The organism is Holzapfeliella floricola DSM 23037 = JCM 16512, assembly GCF_001436605.1.
GTDB lineage: Bacteria > Bacillota > Bacilli > Lactobacillales > Lactobacillaceae > Holzapfeliella > Holzapfeliella floricola.
Genome location: NZ_AYZL01000020.1, coordinates 101,089 through 124,984, shown reverse-complemented (window position 1 = coordinate 124,984; position 23,896 = coordinate 101,089). Strand labels below are relative to the sequence as shown.

Here is a 23,896-nt window from a genome sequence, read left to right as displayed (position 1 = left end):
AATTTAACTTATTTTAGTTTTTAATATTAAAGACTAAAAAGAAGCCCTCTTTTACAAGAGAGCTTCTTTTTTTAGCATTTTAACAAGAATAATTGTAAAAAATCATCCTGATACTGATAACCTGATTTGATTTGATACTCTATTTCTATTAATTGATTAATCAAATACACAAGATGTGAGCTACTAATTTGAGTTTGACTAGCCAACTTTATACGGTAAGGATGTGCCTTTAAAATTTGTTCAATTTGTTTTATCGATTCATTTTGCTCTTGTAGCAGTTTAACCTGCAGCAAAAATCGAAGTTGAGATGTCATAGCAGCGACCAGCTGAACTTCGTTAACACCCTGATTAATTTGCTCTTTTAGTAATTGAATAGCCTGCTGATAGTCTTTTTTTAATGCTAGACTCAAAATATCAAAAATATTATCCGATAAATTTTGCTCAACATTATCAATAACTAATTTTTGTGAAATAATCATCGTATCCAACGCTGCAATTTTGAGCTTTTCTATTGCGTTCATTAAGGCTGTTACATTAAAATCCGCACGCTTAACCAATAAATTGGTTACTTGAGACTCAATTTTATAACCATCTTTTTCAATTAGTCGCTGTGCAAACGCATTCAAGTTACGATAAGATAATCTATCTTTTATTACCATCAGATGATTTTTCAAGACTTTTGTTATCTTTTTTCGTTCATCTAATTTAGGATAATTAAAATCAAATATTAAATAACTGTCGCTAATATCTTGAGACTCAATCACCTTAATTAGTTGATCTAATACTTTTTTATTTTTAACTGCAGGCGCTTTTGCAGTTAAATTCTCAAGTTCAGAAATAATCAGGATTTTTTGGGTTGAAAACAAAGATGATTGCGTAAGTTCATGGACAAGTCCCTGATAGCCTTGCTTGGCTAAATCAAATCGAACAATGTCAACATCTCCATGTTGTTTTTGATATTTTTTAACTAGTTGTTGAATTAAATAATCATTTAGTAAATCCGTTGATGTATTAACCAGTGCACCTAAAGTACTTTTGTTATTTTTTATATCTAAAAATTGACTAAGTGTCAACCATAATCCTCCTCATTTGTTTGGTAGCGTCGCTTCTCCCACTGACCAAATTTGTTGAAATATACGTTAATCATACCATATTGATGGGTACCGTCATATTTGATTTTAAGATTGCTTAGCGCACTAATTGTCTCTTGATGTGGATGATGATAGCGATTATTTTTTCCAGCTGAAATAAAAGCATAGCCTGGATTAAGCTGTTTCAAAAATTCAAATGAGCTTGAAGTTCGACTTCCGTGATGCCCTAATTTTAAATAATCAACCTTTAAATTTTTATATTTCTTTAAAATTGCCAGTTCCTGATCTTTTTCCAAATCTCCTGTAAATAACCATTTTTTATCTTGAACTCGTACTAACAAAGCCAATGAATCTTTATTTTCGCCCATTCCAGGATTTTCAGGATATAAAACACTAAAATCAAGTGCCCCATACTCACGTCTGTCCCCTGCTTTCAGTGCTTGAAAGGTTGTTGTTTCAGAATAACGTTGCATGATGCTTTTAAACTTAGTTACTCGGTGCATCCCTACTCCATAATAGACTGTTGTAACTTTTATCGACCTTAGTAAGGGCTCCAAATCGCCAATATGATCATCGTCTTGATGAGACAAAAATAGAGCATCAATTTTTGAAATACCTTGAGCGTTTAAATACGGTACTGTTATTTTTTCTACAATGGATTTAGTATTAGTCGTTTTCCCAAAGCTTAACCGGCCACCAGTATCTATCATTACCACTCTCCGTTTAATTGGCGTTGTCAAAACAATGCTGTCTCCCTGTCCAACATCGACAAATGTTACTTGTCCATAAAAAGGAAAGTGGATAAGAATATAAGCCATGCTATACATAACCACCATTGTCATAACCAATCCTAACTTCATCCTTTCAAAGGTAAAACTTGCAATCGTTAATCCAATAAGTAACATCATAATTACAAATTCTGGTTTACCAAAATTAACCATGCCATAATCTAACTGCCCCACATAACTCAAAACATCAAATAACTTGATTAGCAAACAAGCTATACCGTCAAAAACTAGTGGTACTAGCGGATACAAAAAGCTGAGTAAGACAATCGGCAAAATAATATAATCAAATAAAGGAATCGCCATAAAATTGTATAAACTCGTGAAGATATTATAACTATAAAAATAGTAAAGCAAGAGTGGTAAGCTAGTTAGATTAAGATAGACAGCTTGCTTCGAATAAGACATATTTTGCGTCAAAATCAAAATAAGTACTAAGAAGTAACTCAACTGCCCACCTATTGTGGTAATCATCAAAGGATCAATTAATGAATGACAAATAAACCCTAGTCCTAGTTGATCTAGTGGATTCAATTTCACTTTAAAAACATTAGCCAAGATCAAAGCTACCCAATAACTAACGACGGCGCGCACCAATCCGACTTGTTCATTACCAATAAAGATAAAAATAATCAAAGCTAGTCCAGTTATTATTTTGGTCTGCTTTCGCCGTATCCGTAGCAAATATAATAACTTCTCAATTAATTTAGCGATAACTTGAACATGCAGTCCAGATATTGAAATAATATGAATAATCCCCAATTTTTTGAAGGTCTCATCATATGATAATTCCTTGAATTTTTCACCTAGTATTAACTGAAAGCCTAACATATTCAATGGCTCGGGTAATTGCTGGTAGAACTTTTTGAGTTCAAAACGTACTTGATGAATCAAACTGATAGGATTAAACAGTATAAGTGTATCGGGTGATACAACCCGATAGTCTTTAATACTCAACTGATAGTGAATGCTTGAACTTTGATAGTAATTCTGACTGTCAAATTCAGCGATATTAGTTGCCTTAGTCAATGGTTTGAGCTCCGCAGACCTAATGAACAATTTTTTAAACGCTATCTTTTGATTTTTAAGCTGTTCAATCTTGTTCCCACTAATCAGAACCTTTTGAGAATCTAGTTTTCCTTCACCAAAAAAGCTATCAGCTTCTTGATTAAAAGTCACTTCATCTAAGTAAAGTTCAACTATCTTTGTATTATTAGGTAATTGATAAGTTATTTGATGACTATATAATAAGACATAACTAGCTAATACTACTGCTAATATAGCTAGATAAATTAAACTTTGTTTTAGTGCCTTTTTTAGCCACCACAACAAGCTCATTAAAAATAAGCTAATACTCAAATAATGATAACTAGATAAAGCAAAAACCAGTGTTAACAACATAAATGCGAGTATAAAAATGTCACCTGGTAACAGCTTAAACTTTAACATCCGCGCGAATGCTTTCGATAAACTTATCACCAATTCCAGTTACATTTTTTAAATCGTCAATCGATGAAAAGTTGCCGTGCTTCTTACGATAGTCAATAATACGTTGTGCTTTCTTTTGACCAATCCCTGTAATACCCTGTAGTTCAGATTCACTGGCTGTGTTCAAATCAATTTCCCCAGATTCTTTTGTGCTATCTTGTGTTTTATTATCATCTGTCTCTGAAGATTCAGAACTGGCACTCATCATACTTTTAATAATGATTTTATCTTGATCTTTAAGTGCGCGTGATTGGTTAGTCGCATTAAGATTAGCCGACTCTGTCACACCGCCTGCCAGCTTTATTAAATCATGGATGCGTGAATCTCGACTCAATTCATAAACACCTGGCATTTTCACCTCACCACTAATATCAACTTTGATTGTTTCGGGCTGGCTTTCGTGAGATTCTTCATTCATATTATCGCTTTTTTCCAAATTATTAATTCGGATAAATCCGCTAGTTTCAGATTCAAATGACTGTTTACTAGTCTTAAATTTCATACTGTAAATCAATAACCCTACTAAAAAAATAACTACTATAGCTGCAATAATTAATTTGGTTTGATGCTTTTTGAATTGTTCCATGATATTTATCTCTTTTCATTTTTTATTAATTACGAAAAAAAACACAGTGTTCATTTACACTGTGCTTTTTAAATAATTAAGCGCATCGTCAAATGTTTTGACAGGCACTATTTTCATGGATAAATTCATTTCTTCAGCTGTTTTTTTAGCTAACTCATAATTAGTCATATCATTTTCGCCCGTTGCTTCAGGTGCAAAGAAAACTTGTGCACCCGCATCAGAAGCCGCAACAACCTTCTTATCAATCCCACCAATGGCACCAACATTGCCATCAGTATCGATTGTCCCTGTTCCGGCTATTTTTCGACCATGTGTTAGGTCTTCTTGAGTTAGCTGCTGGTAAACACCTAATGAAAACATTAAGCCGGCACTGGGGCCACCAATAGAACCAGCGTCAATTTTTGCTTTAGGATCGGTTATTAACTGGGTCTCATCTACTAACGACACGCCAATACCAACTTTACCTGTAGCTTGTAATTTCATCGTTTTACCAGACAACTCAATCGTTTTATCTGATCTTTTAACTTCTAGCTTAATTTGTTGATTTTCATCCAAGCTGGAGACGTACTGAATCAAATCACTAGTTTGACCAAAGTGACGACCGTCGATACCTGTTATAACATCTCCAGATTTCAATGATTGAACAAAGTGAGATCTTTCATCTACCTGTAAAACGTTAACCCCTAAGTATTTTTGATCATAGGACGTGTTTGTCTTTTTGTAGGCATTAACAATAGCTGCATTTTGTGAGTTTTGCATAAAAAATTGCTGAACCTTTAAATACTGTTCATCACTCACGCCGCCTGTCAATTCCTCACTAGAAACTGCTGTTACATGCGATTGAAACCGGCTTAAAAATAAGCTTAAATTTGTAGCCTTTTTTATACCAACAGTTGTGAGATAAAACTGATTGTTCTTAACGGTCTTATTATCAACTTTTACGAACTTAGCCACATCTTCTGCTGAACCAGGTACTTCAAGATAGTACGAAGTTGGATAATTTAAAAAGACACCTAGTGCAATGATTAACAGCGCGATTATAACCGTCCATCTTCGTCTCATATATTATTCCTCCAGTTTACTCATTAACATTTGACTAACAACATCTGGCACAAAGTCAAGAATATCGCCTCCAAACCCTGCAACTTCTTTAATCATGCTAGAAGATACAAATTCGTACTTTGAATTAGTTACTAAAAATACAGTCTCAATTGCATTGTTTTGGTGAGCATTCATTTGACTAATCGCTTTTTCGTAGTCAAAATCACTCCCATTTCTCAAACCTCTGACAATGTGTGTAGCACCATTTTTTTTAGCAACATTGACTGTTAAATCTGAAAAGTCACTTACCACTGTGACATTTTCAATATCTAAGAAAACGGACTCAACGACTTGCTTTCGCTCATCTTGAGATAATAGATAATTTTTTTTCGTATTAGTCATGACTGCTACGACAATTTCATCAAACAATTTAGCAGCACGCTTAACTAAATCAACATGTCCATTTGTAATGGGGTCAAAACTACCTGGAAAGATGGCTTTTGTCATGATTCAGTTACTCCCTCGTATCGAAAAATACGAATCATTGTTTGACCATATTTCTTTTCTTTAATCAAACAGTAGCTATTTCCCACACCAATTTCTGTATCTTTGTCGGTTTCAGCTACAATAATCGCATCTTCAGCTAGTAAGTTAAGTTCAACTAATTCTGCCATAACATTAGCAATCCGTTGTTTAGCATAGGGTGGGTCTAAAAAAACATAGTCAAAATAATAACCATCTGTTGCCAACTTTTTAAGTGCTGCTTCATCAGGCATTTTTAAAACTTCAAATTTCGATTCTTCTTTAGTCATGGCAACATTTTCTTTGATGATTTTTATTGCTTGATAAGCTTTATCAACAATGATTGCTTTATCCATACCACGAGATACAGATTCAATTGCTAACGCTCCACTACCACCGTATAAATCTAGTGCTCTACCGCCATCAAAATATTGGCCTAATGAATTAAATAGTGATTCTTTAACCTTATCACTAGTAGGTCTTGTCAATTGACTAGACAATGTTTTTAAGGTTCTTTTGGCGTATTCTCCACCGATAACTCGCATTTTATTACCTCATTTCGTGAGTTTGATTATAATCTTTTGCTTCAACTCTTAAAGATTCCATTAGATTTTTTTGATTTTCAAAATCTAAATCAAGTTCTTCAATTTTTGACTGCTTGACTTTAACAATGAAACTTTTTTGCGATAAGTGATTCATTAACTTGTGATGATTTTTAGCATCAACATACAAGCAAACATAGCGAAATGTTTTTGATACGTACGTAATAAAGCCATAACGTTTTAATTTTTTAATATCTTTAACTTGTTTAAGCCAGATAATCAATTTTTTTCTTGAAGTTAGCTGTGTTGTCACTTTATCTTTTTTTCTCCTTTAAGCTTTTTTCATAACTACTTATGTTCAAACAAAGTCCAATTCCTACTGTTAAAATGGCCAGCGATGATCCACCATAACTAATAAACGGCAATGTTACACCCGTGATAGGTAACAACCCAACAACTGCACCAATGTTAAATATTGTTTGGATTAAAATCGTTGTGGCAAAACCATAACATATTAATGAGTTAAACTTATCTGATGCATGCAACCCTGTGTGCATTAGTCGCCAAATAAGATAAAACAACAAACCTAGGACAACTAAAGCACCAATTAAACCAAGTTCTTCAGTAATCACTGACATGATAAAGTCTGTATAAGGTTCCGGTAAAGCGCCCCTTTTTTGGATACTATTACCTAGTCCAACACCAAAAAATCCACCATTGTATATAGCATAATAGGAATTAACGAGTTGTGCACCCTGAGTTGCTTTTAATTGGAATGGATGCAAAAAAGCCAAAATTCGCATGTAAGCATATGAACCTTGAAGAAAGTCTGGATTCCATTTAACTAATAAGGCAACAGACATGATTAAAAATAAAATTAGTCCGACATTAATACTGAACATTCGTTTAGCAGAAATACCGGAAACAGTAAACAAGCTGAGTGAAATAACAGCTAAAATTGCTGCACCACCCATATCAGGTTGAACTAGAGCCAAAACAAAAAAGCTGGTTGCAATAACAATTGGACCAAAAAGCTCATTTCGAATTACTTTTTTAGTTAGACGATTTGTCCGCTTATTAAAAATATAAGCCAAATATAATATCAACGCAAACTTTGCGATTTCTACTGGTTGAATAGTAAACGGGCCCAATGGAATCCACCCTACTGCACCATTTACTTCAAATAATCTAACAATACTTTTGGGAGCCAAAAACTTAATGCCTGCCAAAAATAGCATTAAAATCCATGATATGCCCAAAGATAATATGATAATCTTTGGATTTTTTAACGTAGATAATTTGACTCGAAATGAAATAAATCCTAACACTAGCGATACAACAACCCACATTAATTGTTTAGTCAAATAAGCAAATGGTGATAAATTATTCACTAACAATATGTATGAGCTGGATGAGTAAATCATTACCATCCCAATACCTAAAAGGATTAGAAATGGAATTAAGATACTGTAATCCAAATTATTTAACTTTTTCTTCACAAGTACACGCTCCTAGTCATTAAGCTTTTTTCATTATATCACGGATACAAAAAAGCCTTAAGGACAAATCATCCCTAAGGCTCTTTAAAACTAAAACTATCCTTTTTTAGAAGCTAGTTTTTTTTGTTTTGAAGATTTTTCACGTTCGTTAGTATTTAAAATTTTCTTACGTAAACGAATGCTTTGTGGTGTTACTTCACAGTATTCATCATCATTCAAGAACTCAATTGATTGTTCAAGAGTCAATTCTTTAGGTGTTTTAATACTTGAAGAGTGGTCTTTACCTGAAGCACGAGTGTTTGTTAATTTTTTACCTTTAGTTGCATTAACTGAAATATCGCGATCACGACTACTTTTACCAACAATCATACCTTCATAAATTTCAACACCTGCGCCAATAAACAACGTTCCACGTTCTTCAATAGATTGTAGAGAATATGTTGTAGATGGACCTTGGTTGATAGAAACAAGTGCACCTTCACGACGACCAGGTGCCCAGTTTTTAATAGCTGGTTGGTAACTGTCGTAAGTATGGTTCATGATTCCATAACCACCAGTCATTGATAAGAATTCTGTTGAGAATCCAATCAATCCACGAGATGGTGCCAAGAAGTGAAGACGAGTTTGTCCGTTACCCATTGGTTCCATATTTTTCATATCAGCTTTTCTTTGTGATAACGCTTCAATGATAGAACCTACATATTCATCAGGTGTGTCAATTTGAACTGATTCAAATGGTTCACTCATCACACCTTCAACTTCTTTGTAGATAACCTCTGGTCTTGAAAGTTGTAATTCGTAACCTTCACGACGCATTTCTTCAACTAAAATAGATAAGTGAAGTTCTCCACGACCTGAAACAGTCCAAGCATTAGGTTGATCTGTAGGTTCTACACGTAAAGAAACATCAGTTCTTGTTTGTTTGTGAAGACGTTCTTCAATTTTTCTAGCTGTTACATATTCACCTTCACGGCCTGCAAATGGTGAATTGTTTGCAACAAACTTCATTTGAAGTGTTGGTTCATCAATTCTTAAAACAGGTAATGCATCTTGATGGTCAACAGGTGTTACTGTTTCACCAACATAGATATCTTCCATACCTGAAACGGCAATTAAATCTCCAGCCTTAGCTGAGTCGATTTCAATTTTCTTAAGACCGAAGAAACCAAATAATTTAGTTACACGGAAGTTTTGTGTTGAACCGTCTAGTTTAAGAACAGAAACTTGGTCCCCAATCTTAATGGTTCCACGGAACACACGACCAACACCAATACGTCCAACATAATCATCGTAATCAAGCATAGCCACTTGGAATTGTAGTGGTTCATTTTGATTATCAGTAGGTGCTGGAATTTCTTTAACGATTGTGTCAAAGACAGGGTTCATTGTTTCTTTTTGTGTTTCTAATTCTTCATCTGTACTTGAAGTTCCATTAATTGCACTTGTGTAAACAATCGGGAATTCAAGTTGATCTTCGTTAGCACCTAGTTCGATAAACAGTTCAAGTACTTCGTCTACAACTTCTGCTGGACGAGCACCAGGACGGTCAATTTTATTGATTACAACGATAGGTGTTAGGTTTTGTTCTAACGCTTTCTTCAAAACAAAACGTGTTTGTGGCATTGTTCCATCATAAGCATCCACAACAAGTAAAACCCCATCAACCATTTTCATGATACGTTCTACTTCTCCACCGAAGTCGGCATGTCCAGGTGTATCTAAAATGTTGATTGTTGTATCACCATATTTAACAGCTGTATTCTTTGATAAAATGGTAATTCCACGTTCTTTTTCGATATCGTTTGAATCCATCGCACGATCATCTAAGTTAATGTGTTCATCCAATGTATCTGATTGTTTCAACAATTCATTAACTAATGTTGTTTTACCGTGGTCAACGTGGGCAATAATCGCAATATTGCGAATGTCGTTTCTTCTATCCAATTGAGTTCCTCCTAAAGTCCATAAAAAAACTGTGACTCATTCTCACAGCTTTCTTACGCCAAAACATCATATCAGTATTATGATGCTTTCTAGTACTTATTACTATGTTTTCTAATTTTAGCATACTATATTTATAAACGTCAATTTATTGTCAGAATCAGTCAATAATTAACCTGCTATCATCAATTTACCTGTTTTTAGTTTTTTAGCTTGATGTATGGCATTATAAATTGAGTATCCAGATGCTTCTTCAAATTGTCGACTAATTCTTCTTTGTTCTGTAATAGCTGGGACAATTCTTGAAAATGCATGGTATTTAGTTAAAAATTGCTCGCAATCAATAGATGATTCATATGCCTGCTCTACAGCATTATAAAAAGCAATTGCTTGAGTTGTCTCTTCTATAGACCAAAAATCTTCTAAAGGATAAGCGTAATTCATTTTGTGTTCTCCTTCCACTAGTCGTCTTTATTTTAGCGCATTTTTTTAAAACATCAAAGAAAATTTAATGGAAAAATCTTGTCCCTAAACCTTTTCAATATCGTGTTTTTTGTCTCTATAAATGTGGTAAAATAAACTAATAAAGATTATATTTAATATGGAGGCTTAACTATGCTATTAATGAAAGATATTGTCCGTGAAGGAAATGATGTCTTGAGAAAAGTGACCGATGAGGTAACTTTCCCTCTATCAGATGAGACTAAAAAACTAGCTGAAGATATGATGACATTCTTAAAAAACTCACAAAACCCTGAATTAGCTAAAAAACACCAACTACGTCCCGGCGTCGGACTAGCAGCTAACCAAGTTGGTGTCTCAAAAGCGATGAGTGCAGTTTTAATTCCTGATGCTGATGATAATATCATCATGGAAGAAATGTTAATTAACCCGAAAGTTATTCGTCAATCAGTTCGCAAAGTTGCTCTTGGCGAAGGCGAAGGTTGCTTAAGCGTTGATCGTAACGTTCCCGGATACGTTCCTCGTGCTAATAAGATTACGATTCGCTATCAAAATATGGACGGTGAATTCATCGAAAAAACACTTAAGGGCTATGAAGCTATTGTTTGTCAGCATGAAATCGATCACTTGAACGGTCATCTGTTCTACGACAGAATAAACCAAGAAAATCCATTTTTTGTCGAAACTAACATGCTAATTTTAGAATAAATTGGTACTTTATAGGGCCATAAGATTTTTGTACTTAATCATGCTTTTATGCTATTATTCAACTATCTGTTGGTCCATTTCAACTTATTGTTCGTAACAAATACTATTTAATTAAAAGGAGATTTTACTTTGATTTATAAAGTTTTATACCAAAAAAATACAATTCAAAACCCACGTCGAGAAACGACACAAACACTCTACTTAAATGCCACATCACTTGTTGATGCTCGTGAAAAGATTGAAAAAAACACCCCCTATAATGTTGAATTCATTCAAGAGTTAACAGGTAATTCTTTAGATTATGAAAAAAAATCTGAAGCATTTAAAATCACGGAGTTTTAGTCGATTATGAAACTCAATGTAAAAAATCATGAAACAGCCGTCTTTGCTATAGGGGGACTAGGTGAAATTGGCAAAAATATGTACGTTATCCAATTTCAAGATGAAATCATCATCGTTGATGCTGGAATTAAATTCCCAGAAGATGATTTACTCGGCATTGACTATGTTATTTCTGATTATTCTTACTTAATCGAAAACCAACATAACATCAAAGGTTTAGTTATCACTCACGGACATGAAGATCATATTGGAGGTATTCCTTACCTGCTTAAACAAATTCCATCAATCCCTGTTTATGCTGGACCATTAGCTTCTGCATTGATTAAGGGCAAGCTAGAAGAACACGGTCTACTCAATACTACTGCACTACATGAAATTCATGAAGACACCGTATTGAAATTTCCAAAAATCACCGTTGACTTCTTTCAAACTACTCACTCAATTCCTGATACTTTAGGAATCGCTATTCATACACCTCAAGGTGTTATTGTTGAAACTGGAGATTTCAAATTTGACTTCACACCTACCAGTAATCAACCAGCACCTAACTTACAAAAAATGGCTAAGTTGGGAGAAGAAGGTGTTCTAGCTTTACTATCCGACAGTACAAATGCAGAAGTTCCTGAATTCTCAAAATCAGAACGTTTTGTTGGAGATTCTATTAAACATATCGTTGAAGGCATCGAGGGTCGTATCATTTTTGCAACATTTGCTTCAAACCTTTATCGTGTTTCTCAAGCTATTGAAGCTGCTATTCAAAGCAACCGGAAAGTAGCTGTTTTTGGCCGAAGTATGGAAAATTCAGTAAAAAATGGACTTGAACTAGGTTATCTTAATGTACCCGATGGCGTAATAATTGAAGGCCGTGACATTAATCAATATCCCGCAAATGAAGTCTTGATCATCTGTACTGGATCACAAGGTGAACCAATGGGAGCTTTAAACCGTATCGCAAACGGTACCCATCGTCAAATCACTCTAAATCCTGGCGATACTGTTATTTTTTCAAGTAACCCTATCCCCGGAAATACGATTAGTGTTAATCACTTGATTAACTTATTATATGAAGCTGGCGCTGAAGTGATTCATGGCAAAGTTAATAATATCCATGCTTCAGGTCATGGTGGTCAAGAAGAACAAAAATTAATGCTTCGATTGATGAAACCTAAATATTTTCTTCCTGTCCATGGTGAATACCGCATGCAAAAAATCCATGCCGAATTAGCTATTCAATGTGATGTTAATCCAGATAATATTTTCATCATGCAAAACGGTGATGTATTAGCTCTTGGACCTGACTATGCTAGGACAGCCGGACATCTCCCTGCCGAAGATGTCTATGTTGATGGCTCTGGTGTCGGGGACATTGGATCGGTTGTCTTGCGAGACCGTAAAATTTTATCCGAAGAAGGTGTCGTCGTTGTTGTTGCTACTATCGATTATGACAAAAAGCGTGTTTTAGCTGGACCTGATATTTTATCTCGTGGATTTGTTTATATGAGAGAGTCCGTTGAATTAATTAATCAAGCTCAAAAGCGTGCTTATCATGTTATGCGTTCAGCAATGGAAAACAGTGATAAACCTTCTGAAAAAATCATTCGCCAACGTGTTATTGATTCACTTCAAGAATTTTTATTTGATAAAACAGAACGTCGTCCCATGATTTTACCAATTATTATTAGTAAAGATTAAGGACAAATAAAAAGCCTAAACTCAACTGTGAGTTTGGGCTTTTTATTTTAGTTGAACATCTGTCATTCCAATCATCGGATCAATTTGTTGACTTAAAATTAAATCCGGGGTTAGCTGATAATTGTTTGTTTTTTCATCTTGTTGACTATTGAGTTCTAACTGCTGTTCTAGATTACTTTTAAACTTGGTTTGGAGTCTCAAAGCCAACGTTGTTTTTCTATTACTGCCATCTGTTGTGATAGCAGTCTGAAATGCCCGCTTCTCACCAACCATCACCAAACTTTCACTGGCACGTGTAATTGCAGTATATAGTAAGTTACGTTTTAACATTCGACTGTTTTGCATTGTCAATACTAAAACAATTAGCGGAAACTCGCTCCCTTGTGATTTATGAATAGAAATCGCATAAGCTAACGTTAAATCTCTTAACTCTTTTTTACCTAAAGTAACTTCATGCCCATCAAAATCAACAATCATTGTTTCAGTTTGATTGCTAGGCGTCAAACTAACAATTTCACCAATCTGACCATTATAGATATCTTTTTCTGAATTATTAACAAGTTGCAAAACACGGTCATTAATACGAAATTTGTGCTTACCTATCTCAATTTCTTTAGTTTTTGATCCTTCTTTTGGATTTAGCAATTTCTGAAGTGACTGATTTAAATTATCAATCCCACTTTCTCCACTATACATTGGTGTTAACACTTGGACTTGGTCCATTGAAAAGCCCTTTTCTGTTGCCTTTTTGACAATTTGATTCACAACAGTGGGGACTTGATTTCTCGAACAAGCAATAAAACTACGATCTTTTTGCTGTTGAAAAACCAACTCTTCATTTTGTTCGTGATTAATTGCATGCGCTAATTCAACAATAGAAGATGATTCAGCTTGGCGGTGAATTTTTTGTAATTTTGTTTTTTCAAAGCAGTTTGATTTGAGTAAATCAGAAAAAACATTTCCTGATCCAACTGAAGGTAACTGATCTTGGTCCCCTACCAATACAACTTTTATTTCTGGCGTTAACGCTTTTACTAATTGATAGAACAATAGCAAATCTACCATTGACATCTCATCTACGATTAACAAGTCACCTTTAATTTCGGTTTCAGTATCTTCTTGGTTTTGCTGACCATCAGAAACAAGTCCGAGTAATCGGTGCAATGTTGTTGCTTGATATCCTGTTACTTCAGACATTCTTTTAGCGGCCCTACCAGTTGGTGCTGCAAGTAGAATTTTTTGACGATTGGTCTTATCTAACTGATTAAACGATTCAATAATTCCTTTGATAACCGTCGTTTTCCCAGTACCTGGTCCCCCAGTTAGAAGTGACAATTGATTAGTTAACACCATGGCAATAGCATCTTTTTGAGTTTGGTCATACTCGATATCGAGCTTAATTTCTGCTTGCTTGATTACAGCCTCAACATTATCTGCCTGATTGACTTCGGTTTTATAGTCTTTGAATCGTTTTAATTCATCAGCAACATCCAATTCGCATTTATAAAATAATGGCAAGTAGAGTCTTTGTTGATCAATTACAACTTTTTGAGCTTGCACCAAATCTTGCAGCTGTTCTAAGATCTGTTCATCAGTTACTTCGCCAGAAAAACGTGACTGATTTAAAATTTGATGTGCGTCATCAATCACTAAAGTTGCATCCTGGTAAGTGTCACCATTCACGGCTGTATTGCTAACCAATCCCTGTAAAATAGCACCCTGGATTCTTTTCTTTGAGTCATAAGTAATTCCCAGTTTTAATGCAATTTCATCTGACCGCTTAAATCCTACTCCACTGACTTCTGAAATTAATTGATAAGGATTATCTTCAACTAACTGTAAAGCTTTATCACCATACAATTTATAAACAGCTGTCGCTACTTTTTTAGGAAGTCCCAAATTTCCTAGTTGCAAAATAATTTCTGAAAAATTATCAATCTTTAAAGCCCCCAAACTCAATGACTCTTGTTGCCTTTTTGTTAGATTAAGTTGATTAATGTCTTCACTATCTAACCCTTGTTGCAAAGTAGGCAGTGTTTTTCCTCCTAGTTTATCAACAATTTTTTGAGCTGTTTTTTGACCAATTCCCGGAAAATTTTCCCCACTTAAATATTTGATTAACCCTGCTGTACTAGAAGGCTCAAGAATATGATAATAATGACATTTAAACTGATCTCCAAATTTTGGATGAGTTGTTAATTCTCCTTGAAATTCATAATCTGTATCATAATCTAAATCACCGATTGTTCCTGTCACAATAATTTCTGATGTTGGCCAATTTAAATCTTTTTGATTACTAATTTCAACGCTGATAATTTTAAACAAATCAGCTGTATTTTCAAAAATTATTGTCTTTAGTTTCCCTACAAAATCAGCCATTTAACTTACCGTTTTTAACTGCTGAAAGTAGCGATTCATATTGATTCAATACTTGTTTGGCTACTTTAGCATTCACCTCATTTGCTTTTTCAAAATAAACCTGGGCTTGTTCATAATTTTCGCTATATAAGCAAATTCCCAAAAAAACATATGACTTTGCCGTAGGGTTAATTTTAACAGCTTCATTAAAATAATAAGACGCCTGTTTCAAATCACCCATAGATAACCAAATATCTCCTAACAGTTCTTTAGTTTGACTATCTGATGGATTTTTCTGGTCTGAAGTCATTGCATAAGCTAAAGCTTTAGGATACTGTTGCACGTTGAAATAAACCAGCGCTTTTTGATATAAATTATCGGCTGTGTCAGGTAATTGATTCAGCAAGCTGAGCGCTTTTTCAAGTTCACCTTTAAGATAATATGCTGTTGCTAAATTAAAGTACAAATCTTTAGGCTTTTCTACAACATTAGCGGCTTTCAATAGCAACTCGATAGCTTTTTCAAGTTCGTTACCTTTTACTAAAAATAAAGATAGTTGCAAGTAGCCCTGTATATCTTTAGGGTTATGATCAATTTGATTGACAAGTAGATGAACCGCCTCATCTGTTTTTCCTTGTTCAAATAAGTCTTGAGCTTGTTGATTCATTAAACTGTGTCACTCTTTTCTGGTTTTTTAGTTAGATAAGAAGTATTATTAAGCATTAAACACTCAAATTCTTGACTACTATTTTTATTTTCAAGAATAGATAGACTTGTATTAGCTAAGCCACCATCTTTTCTCATGTCTGCTAAAGGTACATGAAGTTGGCTCTTTATAATCGCATTCAGTGCCGCCCCATGGCTAATAATTAAAATATTGGCATCTGTACTGCCATACTGTGCTAAGATTTCCTTGATAAATTGGTTGCCTCGTGCGATGACAGATTGAAATGTTTCACCACCAAAAGCAGACGGGTCATATATTGCCGGATTTTCACGAAAAGCTTTGATTTGACTAGGATAATTTTTTGAACACTCTGTAAAAGTTCTTCCTTCTAAATCACCTAAACCAAACTCTTTTAAACGGTCATCTTCAGTGATTAGAACTTGTGTTTGGTTTAGTGCTTTAAGTAATTCTTTTGAAGTTGTTATCGTTCTTTTTAATGGGCTTGTAAATAGCGCATCAAAAGAAATCCCCTTGATAAAAGAAGCAAGTTGCTTGATATCTTCATATGATTGAGGTAATAACGGGGAGTCCCCGTTAGCCCCTTGATACCTTCTTTCTAGGTTCCACTCTGTTTTCCCATGACGAATCAAATATAATTTCATAAGCAATTTACTCCTTTTTTAGTCTTTCTTTTATTATGGGAAAAATTTGCATAAAACTCAATGACATTTAACTAAAAAGATAATAAAAAAACCGCAATCACCTCAAATAAGAGGGATTTCGGTTTTTAAATATATTGTAAAACTCTTTCGTTTTGGTATGCATGGTCAATGATACCACCGCCTAAACATTCTTCACCGTCATATAACACAACAGCTTGTCCAGGTGTAATTGCTCTAACAGGTTCATCAAATACAACATTGGCTGTATTATCTTCAGCATTGTAATGAACAGTGACCCCTACATCTGGTTGACGATATCTAAACTTAGCCGTCACTTTGTAAGTGCCCGTTTCTGGAAATTGTGTTGTAAACGAGAAATCAGAAGCTTCCAAACGGTCAGCATAAAGATGTTCATTATAAAAACCTTGATCAACGTATAAAATATTTTCATTAATATCTTTTCCAACTACAAACCATGGTTCATTAGAAGAACCTTGTGTTCCACCAATCCCAAGTCCGGATCGTTGCCCAATTGTGTAGTACATCAATCCTGTATGTGTACCCATTTCTACACCATCAGGTGTCATCATTTTACCGGGTTGAGCTGGTAAATATTGACCCAAAAATTGGCGGAAATTACGATCACCAATAAAACAAATTCCAGTTGAATCCTTTTTCTTAGCGGTAGCTAATCCAGCTTCTTCGGCAATTTTTCTAACTTCAGGCTTGGTTAAGTCTTGAAGTGGAAACATTGTTTTATCTAACTGATATTGACTAAGTTGAGATAAGAAATAGGTCTGATCTTTATTTGTATCTGTCGCACGCATTAAGTGTGTATAGCCTGTGTCATCGCGACTAATTTTTGCGTAGTGACCCATCGCAACATAATCAGCATCCAAATCCATTGCGTAATCTAAAAAGGCTTTAAATTTAACCTCTTTATTACACATTACATCGGGATTTGGTGTACGTCCTTTTCGATATTCAGCTAAGAAATACTCAAATACACGATCCCAATATTCCTTTTCAAAATTAACTGAGTAATAGGGAACTCCTATTTTTTCTGCAACCTTACGAACATCTTCATAGTCTTCTGTTGCAGTACAAACACCAAATTCGTCTGTATCATCCCAGTTTTTCATGAAAACACCAATAACGTCATATCCCTGTTGTTTAAGCAACAAAGCCGTAACAGATGAATCTACTCCACCACTCATTCCTACAACAACACGAGTCTTGCTATTATCCAAAAAAATCAACTTCCTTCTTATTTATCTTCAGTAATAATATGTGCTTCGACTAAATCTTTTAAGATAAATTCAAGTAGTTCTTTTGCAGCAGATAATTGCTCGTTTTTAAATAAGTTCACCTTTTGCAAACCGTTTTTATCAGTAATGACCATTGTCAACTGTGTCATGTCCTTAGATATTGTGATTTTCAATCGCATAGTTGCGTTATAAGGCGAGTCATTATATAAAGGACGATCGTAACTAAAATTTCCATTTTTAGTCTGCTTAAACCCAGCATCTATTAATGGATAACGTTTAATATTATCATCTATTGCAAACTGTCTTGAATCACCATTTATTGAAACAAATTTAGATTTTGCCATCATAAAACTCCCAACGAATTATTATTATAAAATAGATTGCACAAAAATGCACGCATTTTTACTTATTTTTTGTTAGTAATTTTGAACTAATTTTCACTACCTGATTAGACAAGGCTTCAACTTCACTTTCTGTATTGAATTCGCCAAAGCTAATTCTAATTGATTCGTTAACACGAGAACTATTTTCCCCATACATTGCAGTTAAAACATGCGAAGGCTCAAGTGAACCAGCTGAACAAGCAGATCCGCCAGATACCGCAATATGGTTAAGATCCAAATTCATTTGCAGGCGACTTGTTTCAACACCTTTTATCCACAGATTTAAAACATGATAGGAATGATTGTCACTAAGTTGACCATTAACTTCAAATGCAACATGATTTTCTTTTAAATTACTAAGGAGCTGAGTCGTTAATTTTTTGAAGAAATCTTGTTTGTCTTGTTTAGATTTTTCATCTAACAAGCTAACAGCTTTAGCAAATCCAGCAATTGCAGGAACATTTTCTGTTCCGGCACGTCTTTTGCTTTCTTGTTCTCCACCTAAAATAAGTGGTTTGACAAAAATATCTTTGTTAAGGTATAAAAATCCGATAAATTTAGGGCCATTGATTTTATGGGCACTAGTCGAAAGTAAGTCAATATGGTCACGTCTAACATCGATGCTATCTAATCCGTAGGATTGAACTGCGTCTGTATGAAAAACAGCCTGATGATCTTTCAATAGTTCACCAATTTCATGAATAGGCAACTTCGCACCAGTTTCATTATTAACACTCATAAGCGAAACTAGAATTGTATCTGGTCTTAAAGCAGATTTCACGTCTTCAGTACTTAAATTACCTTGTAAATTAACAGGTAAATAAGTAACCTCAAATCCTAAACCTTCTAGATATTCAAGCGTTCTTAGCACTGAGGGATGCTCGATAACAGTTGAAATAATATGGTTACCTTCGTTTTGTTTAATTTGAGCAACTTGGCGAAGAGCCATATTATTACTTTCTGTTCCACCGCTGGTAATAATAATTTCTTTATCTGTTGCATTAATACTTTTAGCTAAAATTTCTCGACTATCATCTAAAACCTTTTTGGCTTGACGACCAAATTCATGAGTACTCGATGCATTACCATAAATAGTAGTCATCTTGTCTGTCATTTCTTCAATAACTTCAGGTCTCATCGCTGTTGTTGCAGCATTGTCAAAATATAGTGAATTCACTTGTAAACGCCTCTTCTTTTTATTTTAAATTATCTAAGAAGTGGAATACGATTTTCGCAGCATTTTTACCAGCAAATTTAACAAAATGATCAAATGTCATATCTGAGCTCATATCACTTTTGTCAGATATTGAGCGAATTCCTACCATTGGAACTTGATAGTTATTCAGCACTTGCGCAATCGCAGCCCCTTCCATTTCAACACATAAAGCATCGGGAAAGTTAGAAATAATATGTTGCTTTGTTTCTAATTTCCCAACAAACATATCTCCTGTTACAACTAGTCCTGTTGTATTTGGCACACTTAGCTGTGTTAATGCTTGTAATAATTGTTCATTGTAATAACGACTTGTTTCGTATCTTTCGGGTTGTCCTGGTAATTGTCCTAGTTTATAGCCATCTTGAGTAGAATCAGCATCATGATAAACTAGTTCATTTGCAACAACAACATCACCAATTTCTAACTCATCTGATAATGCACCAGCTGAACCTGTCATAATCACTAAGTCAGGTTTGAACTCTTGCATTAACAAAGTTGTCGTCATTGCTGCTTGAACTTTACCGATACCACTTAATACGATAACAATTTCAAAATCATGGTACTGTGCTTCATACACTTCAGTTGGACCTACCACTGATCTTTTAATATTTTCAAATTGCTCTAAATAATACTCTCGTTCTTCTGACATTGGAACAATGATACCAATTTTCATTTAAAATTTCCTCGCTTTAAATTAAAGATAAATCAAGACTAATATTGTCAAAATAATCAAAGCGCTAACGCTTAATATGGCAATATTAAGTTTCTTTTTTAATCTTCTTACTTTTTTTTCTTGCTCTTTAAGTTTATCAGTATCAATCCGATTTTCCAATTCTTTATTGGACAAACCCTTATCACCTTCGGCATTTTGCTGCCGTTTTTTGATTTCTTTTTGATATTCTTTTCTAGTTTTCATTGAGCCACCTCAATTGTTTTCCAATAGTTGATTGCCATTATTGTTTTTAAATCAACTATTCTACCAGAATCTATCAATTTTTCTGCTTCAGACAATGTTAACCAATTAACACTCAAAAACTCGTCGTCATCAAGTGGGCGCGTATCTTTTAACCGACTTAATTCATCACAATAATAAAAATACATTTTTTCATCACTAAATCCTGGCGAAGTATAAAAGTCATAGACTTTCTTCCAATTACTAGCTTGATAACCCGTTTCTTCATCTAGCTCTCTTTGAATCGCTTCAAAAGGCTTTTCTAAAGCCGAGTCTAGTTTTCCTGCAGGGATTTCAATACTAACACTTTTAAAAGGTTCACGCCATTGAGTGACAAATAATGCTCTCCCCTCATTAACTGCTAAACAACTAACTGCTCCATTATGACGTACAATTTCTCGAAATGAGACTTCACCATTAGGTAATTTAACAGTTTCGACATCTAAACTAATAATTTTACCTTTGAATTTTTCTTGTCTTGATAACTCAATTTCACGATAGTTATCCATTTTTTCCTCCTGATAAAAAAGAAAAGAAAAAGCTGAATATTCAACTTTTTCTTTTACTTTAATCTAAAACTGTAACATTGATTGCTTGGTACCCCTTAGGGCCTTTAGCTAATTGGAATTCGACATTTTGTTCAGGTTTTAAGGTCTTAAAACCATCGGTTGTAATAGCTGTATAATGCACAAAATAATCAGTATCCATAAATTCATCATAGATAAATCCGAATCCTTTTTTCAAATCGAATTCTTGAACTATTCCTTTTATCATTAATCTTCAAATCCTTCTGCTACTGCTTCTGGGAAATCAGCTTCTACAATTTTAGCACAGCGAGCACATAATTCAGGTAATTTTTCATCAACACCTGTATCTGTACATACTTTACGACATCTTGGACAAACTTCGCCATCAGCGTGTTCAACAACGACTGCCATATCTTCATAGTGGTCAGCATTTTCTGGTGCTTGCTCATCACTTACAACAAGTTCTGATGTAATCAATAATACACGAACATCTGAATTCAAGCTACCTAACAATGACTTCAATTCTGAATTAGGATGAATTGTCACTTTAGATTCTAGTGATTTACCAATTACTTTTTGATTTCTAGCTTCTTCAAGAGATTTTAAAACATTATGACGGAATTTCATAAATGCTTGCCATTTTTCAAGTAGTTCAGCTTCATTTTCAAAAGTTTCAACTTCTGGCATTTCAGCTAATTGTACATATTCTTCAGGTTCCTTCAAGAATGACCACACTTCTTCAGCTGTATGAGTCAAAATAGGTGTAATTAATTTCGTTAATTTCACTAAAACATCATACATAACCGTTTGCATTGTACGACGAGCTTTAGAATCAGCTGATTCAATATAAACAACGTCTTTGGCAAAGTCTAAGTAAAAGGCTGATAAATCATTTGTAATAAATTCAAAAACTAGTTTATAAACATCATTAAAGTCATAATTTTCATAAGCTTCTTCAACTGCTTTGACTACTTGATTTAGGCGAACTTCAATATATTGATCGGCACCTGGCATATCTTCAAAAGCAACACGATTTTCTTTTGGATTAAAATCAGTTGTATTTGATAGCATGTAACGCATTGTATTACGGATTTTACGGTAAACTTCAGATACTTGTTGCAAGATTTCCATTGAAACTGCAACATCTGCACTTGAGTCAACTGATGAAACCCATAGACGGATAATTTCAGCACCCATTTGTTTAATAACTTTGTTTGGTTCAATAACGTTTCCTAGAGATTTACTCATCTTACGTCCTTGACCATCCAACACAAATCCTTGTGAAAGCAATGACTTGTATGGTGCTTGTCCATGAACAGCGACACTTGTGATGATACTTGAGTTAAACCAACCACGGTATTGATCTGATCCTTCTAAATAAAGATCAGCAGGATAGCTTACTTCAGGACGAGCTTGTAAAACAGCTGTATGTGATGAACCTGAATCAAACCAAACGTCCATGATATCATTTTCTTTTGTGAACCCACCGTTTGGACTACCTTCATAAGTGAATCCTTCTGGTAACAATTCTTTGGCTGTTTTTTTATACCAAATATTTGAACCTTCTTTTGAAAATAGGTCTGCTACATGTGCAATTGTTTCTTTTGTGATGATAGCGTCACCATTTTCAGCATAGAAGATTGGTAGTGGTACACCCCATGCACGTTGACGAGAAATTACCCAGTCACCACGGTCACGAATCATATTGTAAAGTCTTGTTTTACCCCATTCAGGTAAGAAGTTAACTTTATCGATTTCAGCTAAAATGGCTTTTCTAAAGGGTTCGATTGAGGCAAACCATTGCGTTGTCGCACGGAAAATAACTGGTTTTTTAGTTCTCCAGTCATGTGGGTAACTGTGAGTGAAGAATGATAGTTTAAGTAGTGAGCCGTTTTCTTTTAGCTTATCAGTTACCATTTTGTTACCATCGTCATAGAATACACCTTCAAATCCAGGTGCTTCATCAGTATAGTGACCAGATTCATCAATTGGTGATAACACAGGCAAGTTATATTTCATACCTGCGATAAAGTCATCTGCCCCGTGGCCTGGAGCTGTATGAACTAAACCAGTACCACTATCTAGTGTGACGTGATCTCCCAAAATAACAAGTGATTCACGGTCATATAATGGGTGTTTAGCCTTAACATATTCTAGGTCTTGTCCCTTGATTGTTTTTAAAACTTTGACATCTTCAAAGCCTAAAGTTTCGCTAACAGTTTCAAGTAAATCTTGTGCAATCACATATTTGTTACCATCAGCTTCAACAACTGCATAATCAAAATGAGGATTTACGGCAATGGCTAAGTTTGATGGGATTGTCCATGGTGTTGTTGTCCAAATAATTAATTTGGCATCTTCATCTAGAACACCTTTCCCATCTAAAATGTCAAATGCTACATACATAGATGGTGACTTAACGTCTTTATATTCAATTTCTGCTTCAGCAAGTGTGGATTCAGAAGATGGTGACCAATACACCGGTTTTTTACCTTTGTAGATGTAACCATTTTCATACATTTGACCAAACACTTTAACCTCTTCGGCTTCATATTCAGGTTGCAATGTGATGTATGGATTATCCCAATCAGCAGCTACACCTAAGCGTTTGAAGTCTTCACGTTGTTTGTTAACTTCGTTCATTGCAAAGTCACGACACATGTCACGATATTCTGAAAGTGAGATTTCTTTGCGGTTAACACCTTTTTTAGCAAGTTGTTGTTCGATAGGTAGTCCGTGAGTATCCCAACCTGGAATAAATGGTGTTGAGTAACCTGTCATTGATTTATATCGCACAACAAAATCTTTACTAATTTTGTTTAAGGCATGTCCCATGTGGATATTACCATTAGCAAAAGGAGGTCCATCATGTAAGATAAATTGAGGTTTACCTTCATTTAGTTCTAAACGTTTTTCATATAGTTTATTTTCACGCCAGTCTTCTTGCCATTGACCTTCACGATTTGGAAGATTTCCTCGCATTGGAAATTTAGTTTTTCCTAGATTCAAAGTTTCTTTTAATTTCATGTTAGTTCCCCCTTTTAAAATAAAAAAGCTTTCACCCTATATAGGACGAAAGCTTCGCGTTACCACCTAAATTGTATAAAACAAACTTTTATACCACTTAATTGATATGTATCGTATATCATCACGCTAAAATGTTA

Annotated in this window: 24 protein-coding genes; 3 read left to right on the top strand and 21 right to left on the bottom strand. The window is 34.6% G+C overall.

Annotation, left to right across the window (positions count from 1 at the left end; translation table 11 throughout):
- Window positions 1-71: 71 nt before the first annotated feature.
- The 10 genes from holA to FC86_RS04780 form a co-directional block, all read right to left on the bottom strand.
- Complete coding sequence (gene holA, locus FC86_RS04825; protein WP_056974943.1) at window positions 72-1,073, bottom strand: DNA polymerase III subunit delta; 1,002 nt, start codon at window positions 1,071-1,073, stop codon at window positions 72-74.
- On the bottom strand, window positions 1,070-3,325 hold the full coding sequence (locus FC86_RS04820; protein ID WP_056974942.1) for a DNA internalization-related competence protein ComEC/Rec2: 2,256 nt from the start codon (window positions 3,323-3,325) through the stop codon (window positions 1,070-1,072). The genes holA and FC86_RS04820 overlap by 4 nt, the downstream gene beginning before the upstream one ends.
- On the bottom strand, window positions 3,312-3,950 hold the full coding sequence (locus tag FC86_RS04815) for a ComEA family DNA-binding protein (protein WP_056974941.1): 639 nt from the start codon (window positions 3,948-3,950) through the stop codon (window positions 3,312-3,314). Before FC86_RS04815 ends, FC86_RS04820 begins: the two co-directional genes overlap by 14 nt.
- Before the next feature lie 54 nt (window positions 3,951-4,004).
- Window positions 4,005-5,012 (bottom strand): SepM family pheromone-processing serine protease, encoded by a 1,008-nt coding sequence (locus FC86_RS04810; protein WP_056974940.1) that lies wholly within the window; start codon window positions 5,010-5,012, stop codon window positions 4,005-4,007.
- Between the two features lie 3 nt (window positions 5,013-5,015).
- On the bottom strand, window positions 5,016-5,498 hold the full coding sequence (gene coaD, locus FC86_RS04805; protein WP_056974939.1) for a pantetheine-phosphate adenylyltransferase: 483 nt from the start codon (window positions 5,496-5,498) through the stop codon (window positions 5,016-5,018).
- On the bottom strand, window positions 5,495-6,058 hold the full coding sequence (rsmD, locus tag FC86_RS04800) for a 16S rRNA (guanine(966)-N(2))-methyltransferase RsmD (RefSeq protein ID WP_056974938.1): 564 nt from the start codon (window positions 6,056-6,058) through the stop codon (window positions 5,495-5,497). Before rsmD ends, coaD begins: the two co-directional genes overlap by 4 nt.
- A 4-nt stretch (window positions 6,059-6,062) precedes the next feature.
- Complete coding sequence (locus FC86_RS04795) at window positions 6,063-6,368, bottom strand: DUF2129 domain-containing protein (RefSeq protein ID WP_056974937.1); 306 nt, start codon at window positions 6,366-6,368, stop codon at window positions 6,063-6,065.
- 1 nt (window position 6,369) lies between these two features.
- A complete protein-coding gene (locus FC86_RS04790; protein ID WP_056974936.1) occupies window positions 6,370-7,554 on the bottom strand; it encodes an FtsW/RodA/SpoVE family cell cycle protein in 1,185 nt (394 codons plus the stop codon).
- Between the two features lie 96 nt (window positions 7,555-7,650).
- Window positions 7,651-9,498: a translational GTPase TypA gene (gene typA, locus FC86_RS04785; protein ID WP_056974935.1), complete on the bottom strand. Its 1,848-nt coding sequence runs from the start codon at window positions 9,496-9,498 to the stop codon at window positions 7,651-7,653.
- Window positions 9,499-9,666: 168 nt separating this feature from the next.
- The gene (locus FC86_RS04780; RefSeq protein WP_056974934.1) at window positions 9,667-9,939 is read right to left on the bottom strand and encodes a UPF0223 family protein; all 273 of its coding nucleotides are present in this window, start codon (window positions 9,937-9,939) and stop codon (window positions 9,667-9,669) included.
- Window positions 9,940-10,110: 171 nt separating this feature from the next.
- Here FC86_RS04780 and def point away from each other — a divergent pair, with 171 nt between their 5' ends.
- From def to rnjA, 3 genes are all read left to right on the top strand, one after another.
- The gene (gene def / locus FC86_RS04775; RefSeq protein ID WP_056974933.1) at window positions 10,111-10,665 is read left to right on the top strand and encodes a peptide deformylase; all 555 of its coding nucleotides are present in this window, start codon (window positions 10,111-10,113) and stop codon (window positions 10,663-10,665) included.
- Window positions 10,666-10,794: 129 nt separating this feature from the next.
- Window positions 10,795-11,007, top strand: a complete 213-nt coding sequence (locus tag FC86_RS04770; RefSeq protein WP_056974932.1) for a DNA-dependent RNA polymerase subunit epsilon — start codon at window positions 10,795-10,797, stop codon at window positions 11,005-11,007.
- Between the two features lie 6 nt (window positions 11,008-11,013).
- Complete coding sequence (gene rnjA, locus FC86_RS04765; RefSeq protein ID WP_056974931.1) at window positions 11,014-12,699, top strand: ribonuclease J1; 1,686 nt, start codon at window positions 11,014-11,016, stop codon at window positions 12,697-12,699.
- A gap of 42 nt (window positions 12,700-12,741) precedes the next feature.
- Here the strand turns inward: rnjA and recD2 are convergent, their stop codons facing one another.
- The 11 genes from recD2 to ileS all read right to left on the bottom strand — a co-directional run bounded on the left by recD2 (window position 12,742) and on the right by ileS (window position 23,759).
- A complete protein-coding gene (recD2, locus tag FC86_RS04760) occupies window positions 12,742-15,078 on the bottom strand; it encodes an SF1B family DNA helicase RecD2 (RefSeq protein WP_056974930.1) in 2,337 nt (778 codons plus the stop codon).
- Window positions 15,071-15,724, bottom strand: coding sequence for a tetratricopeptide repeat protein (locus FC86_RS04755; protein ID WP_056974929.1), 654 nt, complete (start codon window positions 15,722-15,724; stop codon window positions 15,071-15,073). The genes recD2 and FC86_RS04755 overlap by 8 nt, the downstream gene beginning before the upstream one ends.
- Window positions 15,724-16,386, bottom strand: a complete 663-nt coding sequence (locus FC86_RS04750; RefSeq protein ID WP_056974928.1) for a histidine phosphatase family protein — start codon at window positions 16,384-16,386, stop codon at window positions 15,724-15,726. The genes FC86_RS04755 and FC86_RS04750 overlap by 1 nt, the downstream gene beginning before the upstream one ends.
- 125 nt (window positions 16,387-16,511) lie before the next feature.
- Window positions 16,512-17,636, bottom strand: a complete 1,125-nt coding sequence (gene mnmA, locus FC86_RS04745) for a tRNA 2-thiouridine(34) synthase MnmA (protein WP_420835999.1) — start codon at window positions 17,634-17,636, stop codon at window positions 16,512-16,514.
- A gap of 17 nt (window positions 17,637-17,653) precedes the next feature.
- Entirely contained in the window at window positions 17,654-17,998 is a 345-nt protein-coding gene (locus FC86_RS04740) for a hypothetical protein (protein ID WP_056974927.1), read from the bottom strand.
- Window positions 17,999-18,056: 58 nt separating this feature from the next.
- Window positions 18,057-19,214, bottom strand: coding sequence for a cysteine desulfurase family protein (locus FC86_RS04735; protein WP_082618861.1), 1,158 nt, complete (start codon window positions 19,212-19,214; stop codon window positions 18,057-18,059).
- A gap of 19 nt (window positions 19,215-19,233) precedes the next feature.
- Window positions 19,234-19,926, bottom strand: a complete 693-nt coding sequence (locus FC86_RS04730; protein WP_056974926.1) for a 5'-methylthioadenosine/adenosylhomocysteine nucleosidase — start codon at window positions 19,924-19,926, stop codon at window positions 19,234-19,236.
- 21 nt (window positions 19,927-19,947) lie between these two features.
- Complete coding sequence (locus FC86_RS04725) at window positions 19,948-20,169, bottom strand: hypothetical protein (RefSeq protein WP_056974925.1); 222 nt, start codon at window positions 20,167-20,169, stop codon at window positions 19,948-19,950.
- Window positions 20,166-20,714, bottom strand: a complete 549-nt coding sequence (locus tag FC86_RS04720; RefSeq protein WP_056974924.1) for an NUDIX hydrolase — start codon at window positions 20,712-20,714, stop codon at window positions 20,166-20,168. The genes FC86_RS04725 and FC86_RS04720 overlap by 4 nt, the downstream gene beginning before the upstream one ends.
- Window positions 20,715-20,772: 58 nt before the next feature.
- On the bottom strand, window positions 20,773-20,979 hold the full coding sequence (locus FC86_RS04715; RefSeq protein ID WP_056974923.1) for a cold-shock protein: 207 nt from the start codon (window positions 20,977-20,979) through the stop codon (window positions 20,773-20,775).
- A complete protein-coding gene (gene ileS / locus FC86_RS04710; RefSeq protein WP_056974922.1) occupies window positions 20,979-23,759 on the bottom strand; it encodes an isoleucine--tRNA ligase in 2,781 nt (926 codons plus the stop codon). The genes FC86_RS04715 and ileS overlap by 1 nt, the downstream gene beginning before the upstream one ends.
- Window positions 23,760-23,896 lie beyond the last annotated feature (137 nt).